The sequence below is a fragment of the Streptomyces sp. NPDC060184 genome, assembly GCF_042728795.1.
In the GTDB taxonomy this organism is placed as follows: domain Bacteria; phylum Actinomycetota; class Actinomycetes; order Streptomycetales; family Streptomycetaceae; genus Streptomyces.
Genome location: NZ_JBHWYX010000014.1, coordinates 135,293 through 152,741, shown reverse-complemented (window position 1 = coordinate 152,741; position 17,449 = coordinate 135,293). Strand labels below are relative to the sequence as shown.

The 17,449-nt window shown below is 73.6% G+C and carries 16 protein-coding genes; 11 read left to right on the top strand and 5 right to left on the bottom strand.

The window, feature by feature from the left end; all coding sequences use genetic code 11:
- Positions 1-108: 108 nt before the first annotated feature.
- The gene (locus ACFWEE_RS12535) at positions 109-492 is read left to right on the top strand and encodes a helix-turn-helix domain-containing protein (RefSeq protein WP_275491759.1); all 384 of its coding nucleotides are present in this window, start codon (positions 109-111) and stop codon (positions 490-492) included.
- 322 nt (positions 493-814) lie between these two features.
- Positions 815-1,285, top strand: coding sequence for a Dps family protein (locus ACFWEE_RS12530; protein ID WP_386888567.1), 471 nt, complete (start codon positions 815-817; stop codon positions 1,283-1,285).
- Positions 1,286-1,409: 124 nt separating this feature from the next.
- On the opposite strand, the gene ACFWEE_RS12525 is transcribed toward ACFWEE_RS12530, so the two are convergent.
- A complete protein-coding gene (locus ACFWEE_RS12525) occupies positions 1,410-1,862 on the bottom strand; it encodes a hypothetical protein (protein WP_386888566.1) in 453 nt (150 codons plus the stop codon).
- 241 nt (positions 1,863-2,103) lie between these two features.
- Here ACFWEE_RS12525 and ACFWEE_RS12520 point away from each other — a divergent pair, with 241 nt between their 5' ends.
- Positions 2,104-2,454, top strand: a complete 351-nt coding sequence (locus tag ACFWEE_RS12520) for a hypothetical protein (RefSeq protein ID WP_386888565.1) — start codon at positions 2,104-2,106, stop codon at positions 2,452-2,454.
- A gap of 121 nt (positions 2,455-2,575) precedes the next feature.
- Here the strand turns inward: ACFWEE_RS12520 and ACFWEE_RS12515 are convergent, their stop codons facing one another.
- Both ACFWEE_RS12515 and ACFWEE_RS12510 read right to left on the bottom strand, forming a co-directional pair.
- Positions 2,576-3,379, bottom strand: coding sequence for an Fpg/Nei family DNA glycosylase (locus tag ACFWEE_RS12515; RefSeq protein ID WP_386888564.1), 804 nt, complete (start codon positions 3,377-3,379; stop codon positions 2,576-2,578).
- A 105-nt stretch (positions 3,380-3,484) separates the two neighbouring features.
- A complete protein-coding gene (locus tag ACFWEE_RS12510) occupies positions 3,485-8,167 on the bottom strand; it encodes a DEAD/DEAH box helicase (protein ID WP_386888563.1) in 4,683 nt (1,560 codons plus the stop codon).
- A gap of 68 nt (positions 8,168-8,235) precedes the next feature.
- On the opposite strand from ACFWEE_RS12510, the gene ACFWEE_RS12505 reads away from it, so the two are divergent.
- The 3 genes from ACFWEE_RS12505 to ACFWEE_RS12495 are packed head-to-tail and all read left to right on the top strand — an operon-like array spanning position 8,236 to position 10,305.
- A complete protein-coding gene (locus ACFWEE_RS12505) occupies positions 8,236-9,111 on the top strand; it encodes an AraC family transcriptional regulator (protein WP_386888562.1) in 876 nt (291 codons plus the stop codon).
- A 10-nt stretch (positions 9,112-9,121) separates the two neighbouring features.
- Positions 9,122-10,000, top strand: a complete 879-nt coding sequence (locus ACFWEE_RS12500; protein ID WP_386888561.1) for an AzlC family ABC transporter permease — start codon at positions 9,122-9,124, stop codon at positions 9,998-10,000.
- Positions 9,997-10,305: an AzlD domain-containing protein gene (locus ACFWEE_RS12495; RefSeq protein WP_386888560.1), complete on the top strand. Its 309-nt coding sequence runs from the start codon at positions 9,997-9,999 to the stop codon at positions 10,303-10,305. Before ACFWEE_RS12500 ends, ACFWEE_RS12495 begins: the two co-directional genes overlap by 4 nt.
- A gap of 15 nt (positions 10,306-10,320) precedes the next feature.
- On the opposite strand, the gene ACFWEE_RS12490 is transcribed toward ACFWEE_RS12495, so the two are convergent.
- Positions 10,321-11,235 (bottom strand): hypothetical protein, encoded by a 915-nt coding sequence (locus tag ACFWEE_RS12490; RefSeq protein ID WP_386888559.1) that lies wholly within the window; start codon positions 11,233-11,235, stop codon positions 10,321-10,323.
- A 77-nt stretch (positions 11,236-11,312) separates the two neighbouring features.
- On the opposite strand from ACFWEE_RS12490, the gene ACFWEE_RS12485 reads away from it, so the two are divergent.
- Together ACFWEE_RS12485 and ACFWEE_RS12480 are read left to right on the top strand one after the other, a co-directional pair.
- Positions 11,313-11,507 carry a DUF3046 domain-containing protein gene (locus ACFWEE_RS12485; protein ID WP_327178328.1) on the top strand — a complete coding sequence of 65 codons (195 nt, stop codon included), beginning with the start codon at positions 11,313-11,315 and terminating at the stop codon, positions 11,505-11,507.
- A 218-nt stretch (positions 11,508-11,725) separates the two neighbouring features.
- Entirely contained in the window at positions 11,726-13,018 is a 1,293-nt protein-coding gene (locus tag ACFWEE_RS12480) for an AI-2E family transporter (RefSeq protein WP_386888582.1), read from the top strand.
- A gap of 165 nt (positions 13,019-13,183) precedes the next feature.
- Here ACFWEE_RS12480 and ACFWEE_RS12475 read toward each other — a convergent pair whose 3' ends face one another.
- On the bottom strand, positions 13,184-14,437 hold the full coding sequence (locus ACFWEE_RS12475; RefSeq protein ID WP_386888558.1) for an FAD-dependent monooxygenase: 1,254 nt from the start codon (positions 14,435-14,437) through the stop codon (positions 13,184-13,186).
- Positions 14,438-14,516: 79 nt separating this feature from the next.
- On the opposite strand from ACFWEE_RS12475, the gene ACFWEE_RS12470 reads away from it, so the two are divergent.
- The 3 genes from ACFWEE_RS12470 to recX all read left to right on the top strand — a co-directional run bounded on the left by ACFWEE_RS12470 (position 14,517) and on the right by recX (position 17,338).
- Positions 14,517-15,077 carry a TetR/AcrR family transcriptional regulator C-terminal domain-containing protein gene (locus tag ACFWEE_RS12470; RefSeq protein WP_386888581.1) on the top strand — a complete coding sequence of 187 codons (561 nt, stop codon included), beginning with the start codon at positions 14,517-14,519 and terminating at the stop codon, positions 15,075-15,077.
- 355 nt (positions 15,078-15,432) lie between these two features.
- Positions 15,433-16,563 (top strand): recombinase RecA, encoded by a 1,131-nt coding sequence (recA, locus tag ACFWEE_RS12465; RefSeq protein ID WP_386888557.1) that lies wholly within the window; start codon positions 15,433-15,435, stop codon positions 16,561-16,563.
- A 13-nt stretch (positions 16,564-16,576) separates the two neighbouring features.
- Complete coding sequence (gene recX / locus ACFWEE_RS12460; protein ID WP_386888556.1) at positions 16,577-17,338, top strand: recombination regulator RecX; 762 nt, start codon at positions 16,577-16,579, stop codon at positions 17,336-17,338.
- Positions 17,339-17,449: the final 111 nt, after the last annotated feature.

The following is a 17,449-nucleotide window of genomic DNA, read 5'->3' as shown; positions in this document are numbered from 1 at the left end:
GTTTGCAGCCCTGAGAGAACACGACATCGCTCCCCGCACGGCCGCAGCGCTAAGCGGTACGGTGGGGCGTGAAGGATGCGGCTACGCGGTCCGAGGAGGGAGCCACCGATGATTCTGCTCCGTCGCCTGCTGGGTGACGTGCTGCGTCGGCAGCGCCAGCGCCAAGGCCGTACTCTGCGCGAAGTCTCCTCGTCCGCCCGGGTCTCGCTCGGCTATCTCTCCGAGGTGGAGCGGGGGCAGAAGGAGGCATCCTCCGAGCTGCTCTCCGCGATTTGCGACGCGCTTGACGTACGGATGTCCGAGCTCATGCGTGAAGTGAGCGATGAGCTGTCACTCGCGGAACTCGCCGAGTCGGCAGCAGCCAGTGATCCGGTCCATGTGCCGGTGCGCCCCATGCTCAACTCCGTCTCCGTGGCATCGGTGGCGGGTGTACCGGCGGGACGGGTGACGATCAAGGCGCCCGCGGAAGCGGTGGATGTCGTCGCCGCCTGACCCGCACGGTTTCCGGTGTGACACCGAACCCCGGCCGGCCCTTTCGAGGGCGGGCCGGGGTTCGGTCGTGCGGGCCGGGGGCGCGGCGGCGTGCGGGGCCGGGGCGGGGGCGCGGGGTGTACGGGATGTACGGGCCGTGGAGGTGTGCGCGGCTGGTCACGGGGCACACGGAGAGCGAGGCTGCGGATGGTCGCTTTGTCAGCTTATGTGCCATCGTGGATGGGGTGCTGACAGCGGCTGCCGAACCAGCCGACGAAACCGTCGGCGCGACGGGACAGGGCCCTCGGCGCCCGGTCCACCGCCGACAGAACGGAGAGAGTGCATGTCTGTCGTGAAGAGCCCGCTTTCCGATGCCGACCTCAAGACGGTGGGCGAGGCGCTCCAGGGCGCGCTGGTCGACCTGGTCGATCTCTCGCTGGTCGCGAAGCAGGTCCACTGGAACGTCGTCGGCCCGCGCTTCCGCTCCGTGCACCTCCAACTCGACGAGGTCGTGGACACCGCGCGCCAGCACTCCGACACGGTGGCCGAGCGTGCCTCCGCCGTCGGCGTCAACCCGGACGGACGGTCCGCGACCGTCGCCCGGACGACCGCCATCGATGTCGTGCCGGACGGCTGGATCAAGGACGTGGACGCCGTCAAGGTGCTGGTGGACGCGTTGGAGATCGTGATCGGACGGATGCGCGAGCGCATCGACGCCACCGCCGACCCCGACCCGGTGAGCCAGGACATCCTGATCGCCGTGGCCGCCGACCTGGAGAAGCACGCGTGGATGTTCCAGGCGGAGAGCGCCTGAACTCCTTGTGGCCGTGAGCGGCCCCAAGACGTCGGTACGCCCGTCGGCCCCGCACCCGGATCGTCCGGGACGGGGCCGACGGGCGTCCGCGCACGTGCTCCGTGGATGCCGACTTGCTCGGGCGTCACCCGCCGAGGAAGGAATGGCTGCGGCCGATCTCGGTGAAGCCGCGCCGCGTGTACCAGTCGCGCTGCCAGTCGGAGGCGTCCGCGAGCAGGAAGAGGTGCGGGATCCCGGCAGCGGCGGCCCGTGCCAGGCCGGAGGCGAGCAGGGTGTCGCCGTGGCCCCGGCGGCTGCAGCCCGCCGCCGTCAATGCCGGGGTGACGTCCTCGCCCAGCGCCTCGTCCAGCACTGTCATCCGGTACTGCTCGCGCGGCCCGAGGACCCGCGCTGCCGCCCCGTACAGGAGCACCGGGTCCGCGTCCGGGGTGTCGACGATCAGCCGGTTGTGCTCCTCGGAGAGCGGGAACCCCGGGTCCCGGACGGCGAAGGCGCCCGGCAGCCCGAACGTCTCGGCGGCCTGCCGCCGGGCGAAGGCGGAACGGAAGGCGGTCACGCGTTCGAGTGACGGGGCCATCCCGCCATGATCGGCCCGCGGTGCGTCGGCGGGCAAGGGAGAGGGGGCGGCTCACCGGGACTGATCCGGGCATCCGTATCGGGCGCCGTACCGGTTCCCGTACGGAGGCGGCGGGGCCCGGGTCGGCCCCGGGGGACTCTGGATGCAGTGCGGCCCGTCCCGGGGCAGACTGCCGGACAGGGCAGGAGGCCCCGTCCGTACCGCGATCCGGCGGTCAGGACATCGGCCGGAGGAGGCCGCAGTGGTACGGAGACGGGTGCGGCCGGTCCTGATATCCACCGGCCTTCTGGTGTGCGGCGGTCTGTGGTGGTGGGCCGTGCTGCGGCTCGCCCTGGTCCCGGGGCGAGCCGGGGTGCTGGAGGGCGCGGTGGCGGCGGGCGGCTGGGGGCTGAGTCTGCTGCCGGTGCACGTGACCTCGGCCGGGACGAGCCGCCGGGCTCCCCGGCACGACGGCTCCATACCCGGCCGGCCGTTCCTCCGGTACGCGCGCCGAGGGCAGGGACGAGACGTACGCAGCGGGGAACGGCCGGGTGCCGGACTTCGAGCGCTCCGACGGTGTCGGGGCCTGCGACGGGGGCGCACCGACCGCTGAGACCGGGCAGGTGAGTGGGGACTGGTGCGTGTCGTCCGCCGGACGGGATCGGGCGTAGGGGGCCGGGCCGAACGGGAGATCGGCGGGACGGTATCGGCCCGGACGGGCTGGCGGGAGCCGGTCAGCGCGGGGCGGGGCCCGACTGGCAGTGGGGACACCAGTACGTGGGACGGTCGTCCTGGTCCGCCTTGCGGACAGGGGTGCGGCAGCGGAGACAGGGGCGGCCCGCGCGTCCGTAGACGTACACCGGTTCACGGGTGCGGCTGAGGGCCGCGATCCGGCCGGTGGTGGTGCGGGTCGGTCGGTCGCGGTTCGCGTCCAGCAGCCGTGCGGCGGCGCCCACCAGCCGGGGGAGGAGGGACTCGGGCAGTTCGCCCACCGGGAGCCAGGGGGTGACGCGCGCCAGGAAGCAGAGCTCGCACTTGTAGACGTTGCCGATCCCGGCCAGATTGCGCTGGTCGAGCAGCGCCTCGCCGAGCGGGCGGCCGGGGGCGGCGAGCAGGTTCTGCACGGCCCGGTCCGCGTCCCACCCGGGCCCCAGCAGGTCCGGGCCCAGGTGCCCGACCACCCGGTCCTCGTGCTCGGTGCGCAGGAGCTCCAGCACCGGGAGGCGGTAGCCGACCGCGGTGTGCCCGGCATTGCCGAGGACCGCCCGGATCTCGTACGCCGGACCGCCGCGCCACCGCTCCCCGGGGGCAAAGATCCGCCAGGCGCCGTCCATCCGCAGATGACTGTGGAGCGTGAGGCCGCCCTCCAGCCGGGCGAGGAGGTGCTTGCCCCTCGGGGTGACGTCGAGCACGGTGCGGCCGGTCAGATCAGCGGTGGCGAACCGGGGCACCCGCAGATCGGCGTGGGTGAGCACCCTCCCGGCGAGAGCGGCGTGCAGATGCTTCGCCGTCCGCGCGACGGTGTCTCCTTCGGGCATGCATCCATCATGCGGCAGCGGCAGCGGCAGCGGCAGCGGCGCGGCTTCGGGGCCGGGGTCGGCCGCGTAACCGGGGCCGCGGCGGCACCGGCGCCGGCCGCCCGGTCAGGCGCGCAGCCGCATCCCCTTCGGGGTGGCCAGGAAGCCCGCCGCCTCCAGCACCCGGCCCACCGGCGAGGTCAGCGAGGAGGCGCCGTTGGTGCGCTCCACCGTGACCGTGCCGAGGGACCCCGCCTTCGCCGCAGCCGCGAGCGCCTCGGCCGCCGCGCGCAGCGCCGGGTCCTCGGGGTCGGAGGGCCAGGCCAGCAGAGACTTGCCGCCGCGCTCCATGTACAGCGTCAGCTCCCCGTCGACCAGCACCACCAGGGCGCCCGCCTTTCGGCCCGGCTTGTGACCGGCGCCGTCCGGGGACTCGGGCCAGGGCAGCGCCGCGCCGTAGGCGTTGGCCGGGTCGGCCGCCGCCAGCACCACGGCGCGCGGCACGCTCCCCGGGTCCCGGCGGTCCCGGGCGGTCGACGCCGCCCGCAGCCGGTCCACGGCACCGTCCATCGCGAACTGCGCGGCCCCGAGCCCCTCGACGACGTACCCGCGCCTCGCCTGACCGTTGTCCTCGAAGGCGGCGAGGATGCGGTACGTCGCCGAGAAACCGCCCTCCACCCCCTCCGCCTGCACCGCGCCCCGGGTGACCACGCCGTGCCGGTCCAGCAGGGTGCGGGCCAGCGCGTGGGCGCGGTGGGTGGGCTCGGGTTCGCTCGCCGGCAGCAGCGCCCACCGGCCGGAGACCGTCGGCGGGCCCGTCCGGGAGGCCGGGCGGGCGGAGGCGGTGAGCGAGCCGTACCGGCCGCGCGGCACCGACCGCCTGGCCCGATGCGCGGTCGCGCCCGCCGTGCGCCCCGACCCCAGGAGCGAGCGCAGCGGTGCCAGCGTGTCGTTGGTGAGACGTCCGGACCAGGCGAGGTCCCAGAGCGCGTCCGCCAGCTGCGCGTCCGAGGCGGACGGGTGCGTGGTGGCGCGGACCTGATCGGCGATCTGGCGGAAGAAGAGGCCGTAGCCGCCCCGGAGCGCGGTCAGGACCGACTCGTGCAGCGCGGTCAGCTCCAGCGGGTGCGGCGGCGGCAGCAGCAGCGGGGCGTTGTCCGCCGGGTAGAGCGCGAGCCAGCCGTCCTTGCCGGGGAGGGCCCCCGCCCCGGCCCAGACGACCTCGCCGGTCGTGGTCAGCTCGTCCAGCAGGGCGGGGGTGTAACCGGCGACCCGGCTCGGCAGGATCAGCCGCTCCAGCGCGGAGGCCGGCACCGGCGCACCCTGCAACTGCTCGACGGCCCGGGCCAGCCCGTCGATGCCCCGCAGTCCATGGCCGTCCAAGTGCTGCCACTGGGGCAGAAACGTCGCCAGCGCGGCGGGCGGCACCGGCTCCAGCTCGTGGCGGAGCGCCGCCAGCGAGCGGCGCCGCAGCCGTCGCAGCACGGTGGCGTCGCACCACTCCTGCCCGATGCCCGCCGGATGGAACTCACCCAGGACGACCCGCCCCGCGGCGGACAGGCGCTGCAACGCACCCTCCGTCACCGCCGGACCGAGCCCGAAGCGCTCCGCCGCCCGCGCCGAGGTGAACGGGCCGTGCGTACGGGCGTACCGGGCGAGGAGGTCCCCGAGCGGGTCCTTCACCGGTTCGGTGAACGCCTCGGGCACCCCGACCGGAAGGGCGGTGCCCAGCGCGTCGCGCAGCCGGCCCGCGTCCTCGACGGCCGCCCAGTGGTCGGCGCCCGCGATACGGACCCGCAACGCCCGGCGGGCCGTCTCCAGCTCGGGCGCCCAGGATGGTTCCGCACCACGCTCGGCCAGCTCCGCCGGGGTGAGCGGACCGAGGACCCGCAGCAGGTCGGCGACGCCCTCGACGTCCTTGACCCGACGCTCCTCGGCCAGCCACTGGAGCTCCCGCTCCAGCTCGGCCAGCACGTCGGCGTCGAGCAGCTCGCGCAGCTCAGCCTGGCCGAGCAGCTCCGCCAGCAGGTGCGAGTCGAGCGAGAGGGCCGCGGCGCGCCGCTCGGCGAGCGGCGAGTCGCCCTCGTACAGGAACTGCGCGACGTAACCGAAGAGCAGGGAGCGGGCGAAGGGGGAGGGCTCGGTGGTGGTGACCTCCACGAGCCGGATGCGGCGGGCTTCGAGGTCACCCATGAGCTCGGTGAGCCCGGGAACGTCGAACACGTCCTGGAGGCATTCGCGCACGGCTTCCAGGACGATCGGGAACGACCCGAACTCGGAAGCCACCTGGAGCAGCTGCGCGGCACGCTGGCGCTGCTGCCACAGCGGGGTGCGCTTGCCGGGGCTGCGCCGGGGCAACAGCAGCGCCCGCGCCGCGCACTCCCGGAAACGCGAGGCGAACAGGGCGGACCCGCCCACCTGGTCGGTGACGATCTGCTGGACCTCGCCCTGGTCGAAGACGACGTCGGCGGCACCCACCGGTGCCTGCCCGCTGTCGTAGGCGGCGTCCGGGAGCATCAGTCCCCGGCCGGAATCCGTCCCCGCGTCGCCTCCCGGACCGTCCGGACCGCCGGGTGCGTCGAGGTCGAGCAGATCGAGGCTCATCAGGTCCGCGTCCGGCAGCCGCAGCACGATGCCGTCGTCGGCGTGCATGACCTGGGCGTCCATGCCGTACCGCTTCGCCAGGCGGGCGGAGAGGGCGAGCGCCCACGGGGCGTGCACCTGCGCGCCGAACGGGGAGTGCACCACCACCCGCCAGTCGCCCAGCTCGTCCCGGAAGCGTTCCACGAGGATCGTCCGGTCGTCCGGGACATGGCCGCAGGCCCGCCGCTGCTCGTCGAGGTAGGAGAGGATGTTGCCGGCCGCCCAGGCGTCCAGACCGGCCGCGAGCAGCCGGAGCCGGGCGTCCTCCTCGGACAGGCCCCCGACCTCCCGGAGGAACGCGCCCAGCGCGCGGCCCAGCTCCAGCGGGCGCCCCAGCTGGTCGCCCTTCCAGAACGGCAGGCGTCCCGGCACCCCGGGGGCGGGCGAGACCAGCACCCGGTCGCGGGTGATGTCCTCGATCCGCCAGGACGTGGTGCCGAGGGTGAAGACGTCCCCGACCCGGGACTCGTACACCATCTCCTCGTCCAGCTCACCGACCCGGCCGCCGCCCTTCTTGGGGTCCGACCCGGCGAGGAAGACGCCGAACAGCCCCCGGTCCGGGATCGTGCCGCCGGAGGTGACGGCTAGCCGCTGCGCCCCGGGCCGCCCGGTCACCGTGCCCGCGATCCGGTCCCAGACCACGCGCGGGCGCAACTCCGCGAAGGCGTCCGAAGGGTAGCGGCCCGCCAGCATGTCGAGCACGGCCGTGAACGCCGACTCCGGCAGCGAGGCGAACGGCGCGGCCCGGCGGACCAGCGCCAGCAGGTCGTCCGCCTGCCGGGTGTCCAGCGCCACGATCGCCACCAGCTGCTGCGCCAGCACGTCCAGCGGGTTCGACGGGACACGCAGCGCCTCGATGGTCCCCTCGCGCATCCGCTCGGTGACCACGGCCGCCTGCACGAGGTCGCCCCGGTACTTCGGGAAGACCACGCCCGTCGACACGGCCCCCACCTGGTGGCCCGCCCGGCCCACCCGCTGGAGGCCGGAGGCCACCGAGGGCGGCGACTCGACCTGGATCACCAGGTCCACGGCACCCATGTCGATGCCGAGCTCCAGACTGGAGGTGGCGACGACCGCGGGGAGCCGGCCCGCCTTGAGGTCCTCCTCCACCTGGGCCCGCTGTTCCTTGGAGACCGAGCCGTGGTGCGCACGGGCCAGCAGGGCCGGAGCGCCCTTCGCGCCGCCCGACTGGGCCATCAGCTCGGCGGGGGAGTGGGCCTCCGGCATGGCCTCGCCGGTCGCGCGTTCGTACGCGATCTCGTTGAGCCGGTTGCAGAGCCGCTCCGCGAGGCGCCGGGAGTTGGCGAAGACGATCGTGGAGCGGTGCGCCTGGACGAGGTCGGCGATCCGCTCCTCCACCTGCGGCCAGATCGACGGTTTGTCACTCTGGTCCGCACCGCTGTCGGGGGCCGGTGAGCCGCCCAGCTCGCCGAGGTCCTCCACCGGCACGACCACCGAGAGGTCGAACTCCTTGGCCGAGGCGGGCTGCACGATCTCCACCCGGCGCCGCGGCGAGAGGAACCGCGCCACCTCGTCGACCGGCCGGACGGTGGCGGACAGCCCGATCCGGCGGGCGGGGCGCGGCAGCAGCTCGTCGAGCCGCTCCAGGCTCAGCGCGAGGTGGGCGCCGCGCTTCGTGCCGGCGACGGCGTGCACCTCGTCCAGGATCACCGTCTCCACCCCGGCGAGGGCGTCCCGCGCCGAGGAGGTCAGCATCAGGAAGAGCGACTCGGGGGTGGTGATCAGGATGTCCGGCGGCTTCGTCACCATGCTCCGGCGCTCCGCCGGAGGCGTGTCGCCCGACCGGATGCCCACCCGGACCTCCGGTTCCGGGAGCCCCAGCCGCACGGATTCCTGCCGGATGCCGGTCAGCGGCGAGCGGAGGTTGCGCTCCACGTCGACGGCGAGGGCCTTCAGCGGGGAGACGTACAGCACCCGGCAGCGCTTCTTCGCCTCCGCGGGGGGCGGTACGGAGGCCAGCTGGTCGAGGGAGGCGAGGAAGGCCGCCAGGGTCTTGCCGGAACCGGTCGGCGCCACGACCAGCACGTCCGAGCCCTCCGCGATCGCGGACCAGGCGCCCTCCTGGGCGGCCGTGGGCGCGTGGAAGGCGCCCGTGAACCAGCTGCGGGTCGCGGGCGAGAACGAATCCAGGGCAGAGCCGACCATGCCCACCATCGTGCACCCCACCACTGACATCGGCCGGTGCACACGCGTCGACCTGCGAGAATGCCGGTATGGCGGCAGGCCCGGAGGGAGATCCGGCGACGAGGGAATGGGCGAGGCACTGGCGGTACGCCGCCCTGCCCGGCCTCGACCTGCTCCGGGCCCACTACGTCCGCCACACCTTCCCCCGCCACAGCCACGAGGGGTACGTCGTCGCCGCCGTCACCCGGGGCATAGAGGACGTCGGGCTGCCCGGCGGCACCCTGCACGCGGGTCCCGGCACCGTGGTGATGATCAACCCGGAGGTGCCGCACACCGCCCGCGCGGGGGCTCCGGAGGGCTGGGCGTACGCCACGCTCTACCCGTCCGCCCGCGCCGTGGACGCGGTGGCGGCCGAGGTCACCAACCTGCGGGGCACGGTCGGCTTCGACACCTCCTGCACGGCCGACCCCGAGGCGGGCCGGCTGATCCACGAGGTGCACCGGGCCGCCGAACAGGGCAACGCCCTCGCGGCCGACACCCTGCTGCGGGTCGTGCTCGCCCGGCTGCTCGGCCGGCACGGCGGCCTGCTTTCACCCGCCCCCTCCCTCACCGCCGGTGCCCGCGCGGCGGGCCTCGCCCGGGCCGTGCTGGAGGACCGGCTGACGGCGCCGCCCACCCTGGAGGCGCTCGCCGCGGAGGTCGGCGCCACCCCGTTCGCGCTGCTGCGCGCCTTCAAGAAGCGGTACGGAATGCCTCCGCACGCCTGGCTCACCGACGCCCGGGTGCGGCGGGCGCGCGGGCTGCTGGAGGCGGGGGTGGCCCCCGCCGCCGCGGCCACCGCGGTGGGCTTCACCGACCAGCCCCATCTGAACCGGCACTTCACCCGGATCGTGGGCGTGCCACCCGGCGCCTACCAGCGCGAACGCGCAAGAACGTACAAGACCCGGCCCGGCCCCCGCCCCTAGGGTCGCGGACGTGGCAGAACAGACGACATCCCTTTCCACATCTCTTCCCGGGCCCCACCCCGCCTCCCGTCCCGGCCCCGCCCCGACCGGCGGCCCGGACGGCACGACCGGTCCGGCCGGTCCGGCCGCCACCTCCGACGGCCCCGGCACCCCCGGCGCGCCCGACGGCCCCGGCCCGACGAAGGCCGACGCGGCCGTCGTCCGGGACGCGCTCGGCGTCGGCGTGGCCGTCGGGCTCTCCGGCTTCGCGTTCGGCGTCACCTCCGCCGGGGCCGGGCTCACCCTGCTCCAGACCTGCGCGCTCAGCCTCCTCGTCTTCACCGGCGCCTCGCAGTTCGCCCTGGTCGGGGCCCTCGCTGCGGGCGGCAACCCGTACACCGCGGCGGCCGGGGCCTTCTTCCTCGGCGTACGCAACGCGTTCTACGGGCTCCGCCTCTCCCAGCTGCTCGCCCTGCCCCGCGCCCTGCGTCCGCTCGCCGCGCACTGGGTGATCGACGAGAGCACCGCCGTCACCCTGGCCCAGCCCACCCGCCGGGCCGCCCGCCTCGGGTTCACCGTCACCGGCGCCTCGCTCTACGCGCTCTGGAACCTCACCACGCTCGCGGGGGCGCTCGGCGCCGAGAAGCTCGGCGACACCGACGCCTGGGGACTGGACGCCGCCGGACCGGCGGTGTTCCTGGCGCTGCTCGCGCCCATGCTCACCAGCACCACGGAACGGATCACGGCGGCGCTCGCCGTCGTCCTCGCTCTCGGGCTGCTGCCCGTCCTGCCCGCCGGGGTCCCGGTGCTGCTCGCCGGGCTCTCCGCCCCGGCCGTGCTCTTCCTCAAGGGGCGCGCGGGACGCGGCCCCGCGGACGCCACCACCACCTCCCCGGGAGCCGACCGATGACCGTCTGGATCGCCGTCGCGCTCACCGCGGCCGGCTGCTACCTCGCCAAGCTCCTCGGCCTCCTGGTGCCCGCCGGTGTCCTGGAACGGCCGCTCGTCCAGCGGCTGGCCGCCCTGCTCCCGGTGGCGCTGCTCGCCGCCCTCACCGCGCAGCAGACGTTCGGCGACGGCGCCCGTCTCGTCCTCGACGCCCGGGGCGCCGGGCTCGCGGCGGCGGCGCTCGCCCTCGTACTGCGCGCGCCGTTCCTGGTCGTCGTGGCCGTCGCGGTCGCCGTCACCGCCGGGGTGCGGGCCCTCGGGTGGTAGCAGGCGGCGAGGCCGTCACCCCAGTTCACGGCCGTGCGCCCGCAGGATCTTCAGGGCGCGCAGGGTGACGAGCGGGCGCCCCTCCAGAGCCGTACCGGGGGCCCAGTGCCGCCAGGTGAGCGGCCAGCCGCCGTCCTCGCGCTGCTCGGACGCGAGGTGGTCGAGGGAGTCGGACAGCTCCTCCTCGGTGAACCATCCGCACGCCAACGAGGCGGGCGTACGGGCGTAGTCGTACGGGAAGTGGTACTCACCCGGCGCGTACCCGGGCGCCAGGGGGTACTCCTCGCGCCGGCGCGCGTCCAGCACCGCGAGGCGCTGGTCCCGCACCAGCCCGCCCAGCCGCCGGGCCGCCGTCCGCGCCCGCTCCTGGTCCGGCGCGCCGTCCAGGAAGGCGACCGCCGCCTCGATCTCGTACGGATGGGAGACCGTCAGCGATTCCACGGCCGACCAGCAGAAGTCCGTCGCGCGGAAGAGCCACGCGTGCCAGACCTGGTTGCGGTGGAGCAGGCCGACGACCGGTCCGGTGGCCAGCAGTTCGGCGGGCGGGTCGTCGGCGATCGGGATGAACGGCGCCGCGGGGTAGCCGCGCTGCGAGGGAAGGAGCGCGGGCAGCGCCCCCTCCTTGGTGGAGACCGCCGTCAGATAGCGGCAGATCCGGTCCACCCGGGGCCCGTGGCAGCGGCCGACGGAGTCGAGGACGCTCAGCGCGTGCGCGGTGTGCAGGGGCTGGCTGACGGGACCGCGCAGATCGGGTTCGAGGGCGTGGCCGTACCCGCCGTCCGCGTTCAGATAGGCGGCGAGCGCGGTCTCGACCGCGTCCGGGTCTCCGTCGAGAAAGTCGTGGGCGAACCTCCGCTGTTCGAGTACGCGGGCCGTGAGCCAGATGAACTGCTCGGCGCGGGCGAGGGGACGGGCTGCGGTTCCGGGCATGGACCGACCGTAGAGCGGAAAGCACCCCGCGGTGACTCCGGCGTCGGACCGCACCCCGGGAGCGGGATACTGGGGTCATGCGGTTGACGATTTTCTGGGAGCGGATGGCCGACCACTTCGGCGGCGGGTACGCGGACTCCTTCGCGCGTGACCACGTCATGGCGGAGCTGGACGGTCTCACGGTCCATCAGGCGCTCGACGCGGGGTGGGAGACGAAGGACGTCTGGCGTGCCGTCTGCACGGCGATGGACATCCCCGCCGAGCGGCGCTGAGCCACCGCGCGTCCCCGGCGCCGCGCACTCCGCCCGGTGAACCCCCGCCGGCCCCCCCCGGGGCCCCGCAGGCCGGGGGACCGGCGGCCCGGACCGTAGGTGAGACTGGGGGCGTGGCCCCGACAGACGAGACCGTGCAGAACCCGCGGCAGCCCGCCGCGCCTCCCGCCCCTCCCGCCGCGCCACCGGAGCCCCCGGTGGACGACGGACCCGCGCGCATGCCCCGGTGGCTGCCGCGCGCCGTGGTCATGGCACTGGCGCTCTACGCCTGCTTCCGGCTCGGCAGCTGGGCGTTCGACCAGCTCATCGGTCTGCTGATCAACATCCTGATCGCCTTCTTCCTCGCGCTGGCCATAGAGCCGGCGGTCGGCCGCATGGCCGGACGGGGCATGCGGCGCGGTCTGGCGACCTTCCTCGTGTTCATCGTCGTGTTCATCCTGGGCATCGGGTTCGTCTTCCTGCTGGGCTCGATGCTCGCCGGGCAGATCGTGGACATGTTCGACGAGTTTCCGAAGTACCTCGATTCGGTGATCAAGTGGGTCAACCAGACGTTCCACACGGAACTCTCCCGGGTCGAGGTCCAGGACAGCCTGCTGCACTCGGACTGGCTCCAGAGGTACGTGCAGAACAGCGCGACCGGAGTGCTCGACGTCTCCACCACCGTGCTCGGAGGCCTCTTCCGGCTGCTGACGATCTTCCTGTTCTCCTTCTACTTCGCGGCCGACGGGCCCCGGCTGCGCCGCGCGCTCTGCTCCGTACTGCCGCCCTCCCGCCAGGCCGAGGTGCTGCGGGCCTGGGAGATCGCGGTCGACAAGACCGGCGGCTACCTCTACTCGCGCGGGCTCATGGCGCTCATCTCCGGCATCGCGCACTACATCCTGCTCGTCGTCCTCGGAGTCCCGTACGCCCCGGCGCTCGCGGTGTGGGTCGGCCTGGTCTCCCAGTTCATCCCGACCATCGGCACGTACCTCGCCGGTGCCCTGCCGATGCTGATCGCGTTCACCGTCGATCCCTGGTACGCCCTGTGGGTCCTCGGCTTCGTCGTGATCTACCAGCAGTTCGAGAACTACGTGCTGCAGCCCAAGCTGACCTCGAAGACCGTCGACATCCACCCGGCGGTGGCCTTCGGATCGGTGATCGCCGGTACGGCCCTGCTCGGCGCGGTCGGCGCGCTGATCGCGATCCCCGCGGTGGCCACGCTCCAGGCCTTCCTCGGCGCGTACGTCAAGCGGTACGCGGTGACCGACGATCCCCGGGTGGGCGGAGGCGGCAGCAGCAGGCAGCCCGGTGAACCCGTCTGGACACGGGCGCGGCGGCTGCTGCAGAGGGCGGGACGTGGGCCCGGCCCGCACTCCGGCGGCGACCGGCGCGCGAGCGGGGCGCGCGAGGAGACGGGTCCCGACGGCTCCGGCGAGTCCCAAGCCACCGACGGGTCCCAAAGCACCGGCGAGTCCGGAGGCTCCGGCGACGAGAACGGCGGTACGGGACACGGGGGCCCGGAACAGAGGTAGCCCCGCCGCCATCCGCGCCCCGCGCTGTTTTCTTCCCGCGCTGCTTCCTTCCCGTGCTGTTTCCTTCCCGAGCCGTGCCCGTCCCGCGCCGTCCTCGTCCCGCGCCGTTCACGGAGTGGGCAGTACGGGGCAGGCGCGACGCCCGCCCCGCCCCCGGGTACCCGCCTACCGGGCGGTGCTGCCCGGCACCGGGCTCTCCGGGAGCCGCCAGCCGCCGCCGCGGTCCTCCTTCGACCAGCGGGCGACGAGCTCGGGGACGTGCAGCTTGCAGGCCAGCGCGGTGGCGGCCCGGAAGGCGTCGATCGCCCCCTGCGACATCGGCAGGCCCACGCGCAGGACGCGCGGGTTCACCTCGGCCTGGATCCGGTCGACGAAGGGCCGCAGCACGGTCTCGTAGTTCGCCAGCGCGGTCGGCAGGTCGCCCGGGTGCCGGTTGATCTCGCCGGCCAGGACGTAGGCGCCGACGAGGCCGCCGGAGACGCCCATGCCGCTGTAGGGGGAGGCGCAGTGGGCGGCGTCACCGGCCAGCACCACGCTCCCCTTCGACCAGGTACGGGTGCGTACCTGGAGGACCTCCTGGGAGTAGAAGAAGGGGCTCGTCCGTATGCCGTCGACGAAGCGCCCGGTCTGCCAGCCGGCGTCGCGGAACCGGTCGGCCCAGAACTCCTGCTGGCGTCCGACGGGCTCCCGGTGGATCGCCGAGGCCTCCTCGGACTCCTCCCGCAGCACGAAGTACACCTGCGTCTCGGTCGCGTTGTGACTGCGGCGCATGATCTGGCGACCGCCCGGGGCCATGAAGGTGTCCCGGACGTCGCGGTCGGACGCGATGCGCGGGACGAACCAGTACGCCATGTGGATGCCGACCCGCCAGTACGGGTCGAAGCCGTCCGGGAGGATCGCCCGCCGGATGCGCGAACCCTGCCCGTCCGCGCCGACCAGGAGGTCGAACTCCCGGGACGATCCGTCGGAGAAACGCGCGACGACCTTCTGCCCGTCCTGCTCGAAACCGTCCACGCTCAGGCCGAAGACGTACTCCACGTCCTCCTTCGTCGCGTCGTGGAGGATGCGGACCAGGTCGCCGCGCATGATCTCGTACTCGGACGTCAGGGTCTGCCGGCCCCGGCCGGAGGTGTTGGCCATGATCGTCGCCCTGGCTCTGCCCCGGGCGTCCACGAAGGCGACTCCCGGCTCGTCCACGAGCTTCTCGCGGACCGCGTCCAGGAGCCCCATGCGCTCGACCGCCTCGATGCCCTGGCCGCGCAGGTCCACCTGGGCTCCGGTGGCCCGCAGCGCGGGGAAGCGTTCGACGACGGTCACCCGGTGTCCGCCGCGGACGAGCCAGTGGGCCAGCGCCTGGCCCGCGATCCCGCCGCCGGCGACGAGGACCCGCAGGGAACGTGCTCCCGATGCCCGTGTCATGGCCGTCACTCCAGAATCTATCGGTGAATGGTTCTTCGCCAGAGTCATCTATCGGCGATAGATTGTCAACGTGACCAAGATGAACCGTGAGACCGTCGTCGCCGAAGCGCTCGGCCTCCTCGACGAAGTGGGACTGGACGCCGTCAGCACCAGGCGGCTGGCGAAACGACTCGGGGTCGAGCAGCCCTCCCTCTACTGGCACTTCCGCACCAAGAGGGAGCTCCTCGACGCCATGGCGACGGCCGCCATGGAGCCCCACACGACGGCGCCGCTGCCCGCGGCCGGTGACGACTGGCGGGCCTGGTTCCTCGACAACACGCGCGGCTTCCGGCGCACCCTGCTGCTGCGCCGCGACGGCGCACGGCTGCACGCGGGCACCACTCCCACCGGGGATCTCGACCGGATCCGCGTCAAGATGGACTTCCTCACCGCCTCGGGGGTCCCTGAGCGGGACGCGCAGACGGCGATGCTGGCCGCCGGCCGTTTCACGGTCGGCAGCGTCCTGGAGGAGCAGGCCGACAGCGCGCCCGGCGGCAGCGCGGACCTTCCGGCCGGTGTGCCCGTGATCGGCCACGAGGCGGCGTTCGAGGCCGGACTCGCCCTCATCGTCGACGGCCTGGCGCGCCGGGTGGACGTGTAGGTGGCGTGGTGCCGGGCCGGGTGGGGTGCCGGGTGGTGCGGCCTCGCGGCATGACTTCGGTCACGGTTCTCGAGGGCCGGGCGGTGCCGGTGAGCGCCCCGCGCGGTGACGGCGGGCGGCGGGGTTCCGGGCGGCGTGGTGCGGTGCGGGACGGTCCCGGACGGGCCGCGACGGGCGGCGTGGTGCGCTTGACACCAAAATCGAACATCCATTCTCATGGCATCCGAGGCCCGGGTTTCCCGGGCTCGGCCGTGGAGTTTTCCACAGGCCGGGAGGACGTCGAGGCCCATTGTCAGTGGCAGGGGTTAGCGTCTTTGACGTGAAGCGATCGACTCAAGCAAATCGGGTGGAACCCATGGCAGGCAACGACCGCGAGAAGGCGCTGGACGCCGCTCTCGCACAGATTGAGCGCCAATTCGGCAAGGGCGCGGTGATGCGCCTCGGCGAGCGGCCGAACGAACCCATCGAGGTGATCCCCACGGGATCCACCGCGCTCGACGTCGCCCTCGGCGTCGGCGGTCTGCCGCGTGGCCGCGTGGTGGAGGTGTACGGCCCGGAGTCCTCCGGCAAGACGACCCTGACCCTGCACGCCGTGGCCAACGCGCAGCGGCTCGGCGGCCAGGTGGCGTTCATCGACGCCGAGCACGCGCTCGACCCGGAGTACGCCAAGAAGCTCGGCGTCGACATCGACAGCCTGATCCTCTCGCAGCCGGACAACGGCGAGCAGGCTCTGGAGATCGTGGACATGCTGGTCCGCTCCGGCGCGCTCGACCTGATCGTCATCGACTCCGTGGCGGCCCTGGTGCCCCGTGCGGAGATCGAGGGCGAGATGGGTGACTCCCACGTGGGTCTCCAGGCCCGTCTGATGAGCCAGGCGCTCCGCAAGATCACCAGCGCGCTCAACCAGTCCAAGACGACCGCGATCTTCATCAACCAGCTCCGCGAGAAGATCGGCGTCATGTTCGGCTCCCCGGAGACCACGACCGGTGGCCGGGCGCTGAAGTTCTACGCCTCGGTCCGTCTCGACATCCGCCGTATCGAGACGCTGAAGGACGGCACCGACGCGGTCGGCAACCGTACCCGCGTCAAGGTCGTCAAGAACAAGGTCGCGCCGCCGTTCAAGCAGGCCGAGTTCGACATCCTCTACGGCCAGGGCATCAGCCGCGAGGGCGGTCTGATCGACATGGGCGTGGAGCACGGCTTCGTCCGCAAGGCCGGCGCCTGGTACACGTACGAGGGCGACCAGCTCGGCCAGGGCAAGGAGAACGCCCGGAACTTCCTCAAGGACAACCCCGACCTCGCCAACGAGATCGAGAAGAAGATCCTGGAGAAGCTCGGCGTCGGCGTCCGCCCGGAGAGCGACGCTCCGGCGGCCGGTGCGGACGCGGCGGAGGCCGGGGCGGCCGACAGCACCGCGAAGCCGGCGACCACGGCTGCGGCGGCCAAGGCCAAGACCACCAAGACCGCCGCGGCGGCCAAGAGCTAGGGCTCTCGTTCCCGTGACACGGCGTACGGAGTGGTCGGAACCGGCCACCGGATTCGGTGCGGAGCCCCACCCGCGGCATGCGGGCGGTTTCGTGGGCGGACCGGGGGCGGATCCGGAGTCGGAGACCGAAGCGGAGTCGCGTTCCGGAGCCCGTCGGGGGGCGGGCCCGGGGACGGGATTCGGTGGCGGTACGGGATTCGGTGAGGGAGCGGGCCGTCGCTCCCGTTCCAGAAGCAGCGGCTCCCCTTCCTCGTCGAGGGCCGAGACGGGGGAGCCGCGAGACCCGGTCGAGCGGGCGCGCAACATCTGCCTGCGCCTGCTCACCGGGACCCCGCGCACCCGCAAGCAGCTCGCGGACGCGCTGCGCAAGCGGGAGATCCCCGACGAGGCGGCCGAGGAAGTGCTGTCGCGCTTCGAGGACGTCGGGCTGATCGACGACGCGGCGTTCGCGGACTCCTGGGTGGAGTCCCGGCACCACGGCCGAGGTCTGGCGCGCCGGGCGCTCGCCCGTGAGCTCCGCACGAAGGGCGTCGATTCCGCGGTGATCGACGAGGCGGTCGGGCAGCTCGACTCCGAGCAGGAGGAGGAGACGGCCCGCGAACTGGTCGCGCGCAAGCTCCGGTCCACACGAGGACTCGACCGCGACAAGCGGCTGCGCCGCCTCGCGGGCATGCTCGCCCGCAAGGGATACGGCGAAGGCATGGCACTCCGCGTGGTGCGCCAGGCGCTGGAGGCCGAGGGGGAGGACACCGAGGGCCTGGACGAACCGTTCTGACGTGCGCCCGAGGAGGCGCGGCCCCTTCGGATGCACGCGCTGAGCGCACGCGGTGACGCGTCGAAACGGTCCGGGGCGATGGTGCGGAGTGCATGCGGCCGGACGACCGGG

Excerpts from the sequence above, each read along its gene's own strand:
- ACFWEE_RS12480 (WP_386888582.1), top strand. The coding sequence starts at position 11,726 with ATGCCCCGGTGGCTGCCGCGCGCCGTGGTCATGGCACTGGCGCTCTAC.
- ACFWEE_RS12495 (WP_386888560.1), top strand. The coding sequence starts at position 9,997 with ATGACCGTCTGGATCGCCGTCGCGCTCACCGCGGCCGGCTGCTACCTC.
- ACFWEE_RS12515 (WP_386888564.1), bottom strand. The coding sequence starts at position 3,379 with ATGCCCGAAGGAGACACCGTCGCGCGGACGGCGAAGCATCTGCACGCC.
- ACFWEE_RS12535 (WP_275491759.1), top strand. The coding sequence starts at position 109 with ATGATTCTGCTCCGTCGCCTGCTGGGTGACGTGCTGCGTCGGCAGCGC.
- ACFWEE_RS12470 (WP_386888581.1), top strand. The coding sequence starts at position 14,517 with ATGAACCGTGAGACCGTCGTCGCCGAAGCGCTCGGCCTCCTCGACGAA.
- ACFWEE_RS12505 (WP_386888562.1), top strand. The coding sequence starts at position 8,236 with ATGGCGGCAGGCCCGGAGGGAGATCCGGCGACGAGGGAATGGGCGAGG.
- ACFWEE_RS12490 (WP_386888559.1), bottom strand. The coding sequence starts at position 11,235 with ATGCCCGGAACCGCAGCCCGTCCCCTCGCCCGCGCCGAGCAGTTCATC.
- ACFWEE_RS12485 (WP_327178328.1), top strand. The coding sequence starts at position 11,313 with ATGCGGTTGACGATTTTCTGGGAGCGGATGGCCGACCACTTCGGCGGC.
- ACFWEE_RS12475 (WP_386888558.1), bottom strand. The coding sequence starts at position 14,437 with ATGACACGGGCATCGGGAGCACGTTCCCTGCGGGTCCTCGTCGCCGGC.
- ACFWEE_RS12510 (WP_386888563.1), bottom strand. The coding sequence starts at position 8,167 with ATGGTCGGCTCTGCCCTGGATTCGTTCTCGCCCGCGACCCGCAGCTGG.
- ACFWEE_RS12530 (WP_386888567.1), top strand. The coding sequence starts at position 815 with ATGTCTGTCGTGAAGAGCCCGCTTTCCGATGCCGACCTCAAGACGGTG.
- ACFWEE_RS12525 (WP_386888566.1), bottom strand. The coding sequence starts at position 1,862 with ATGGCCCCGTCACTCGAACGCGTGACCGCCTTCCGTTCCGCCTTCGCC.
- recA (WP_386888557.1), top strand. The coding sequence starts at position 15,433 with ATGGCAGGCAACGACCGCGAGAAGGCGCTGGACGCCGCTCTCGCACAG.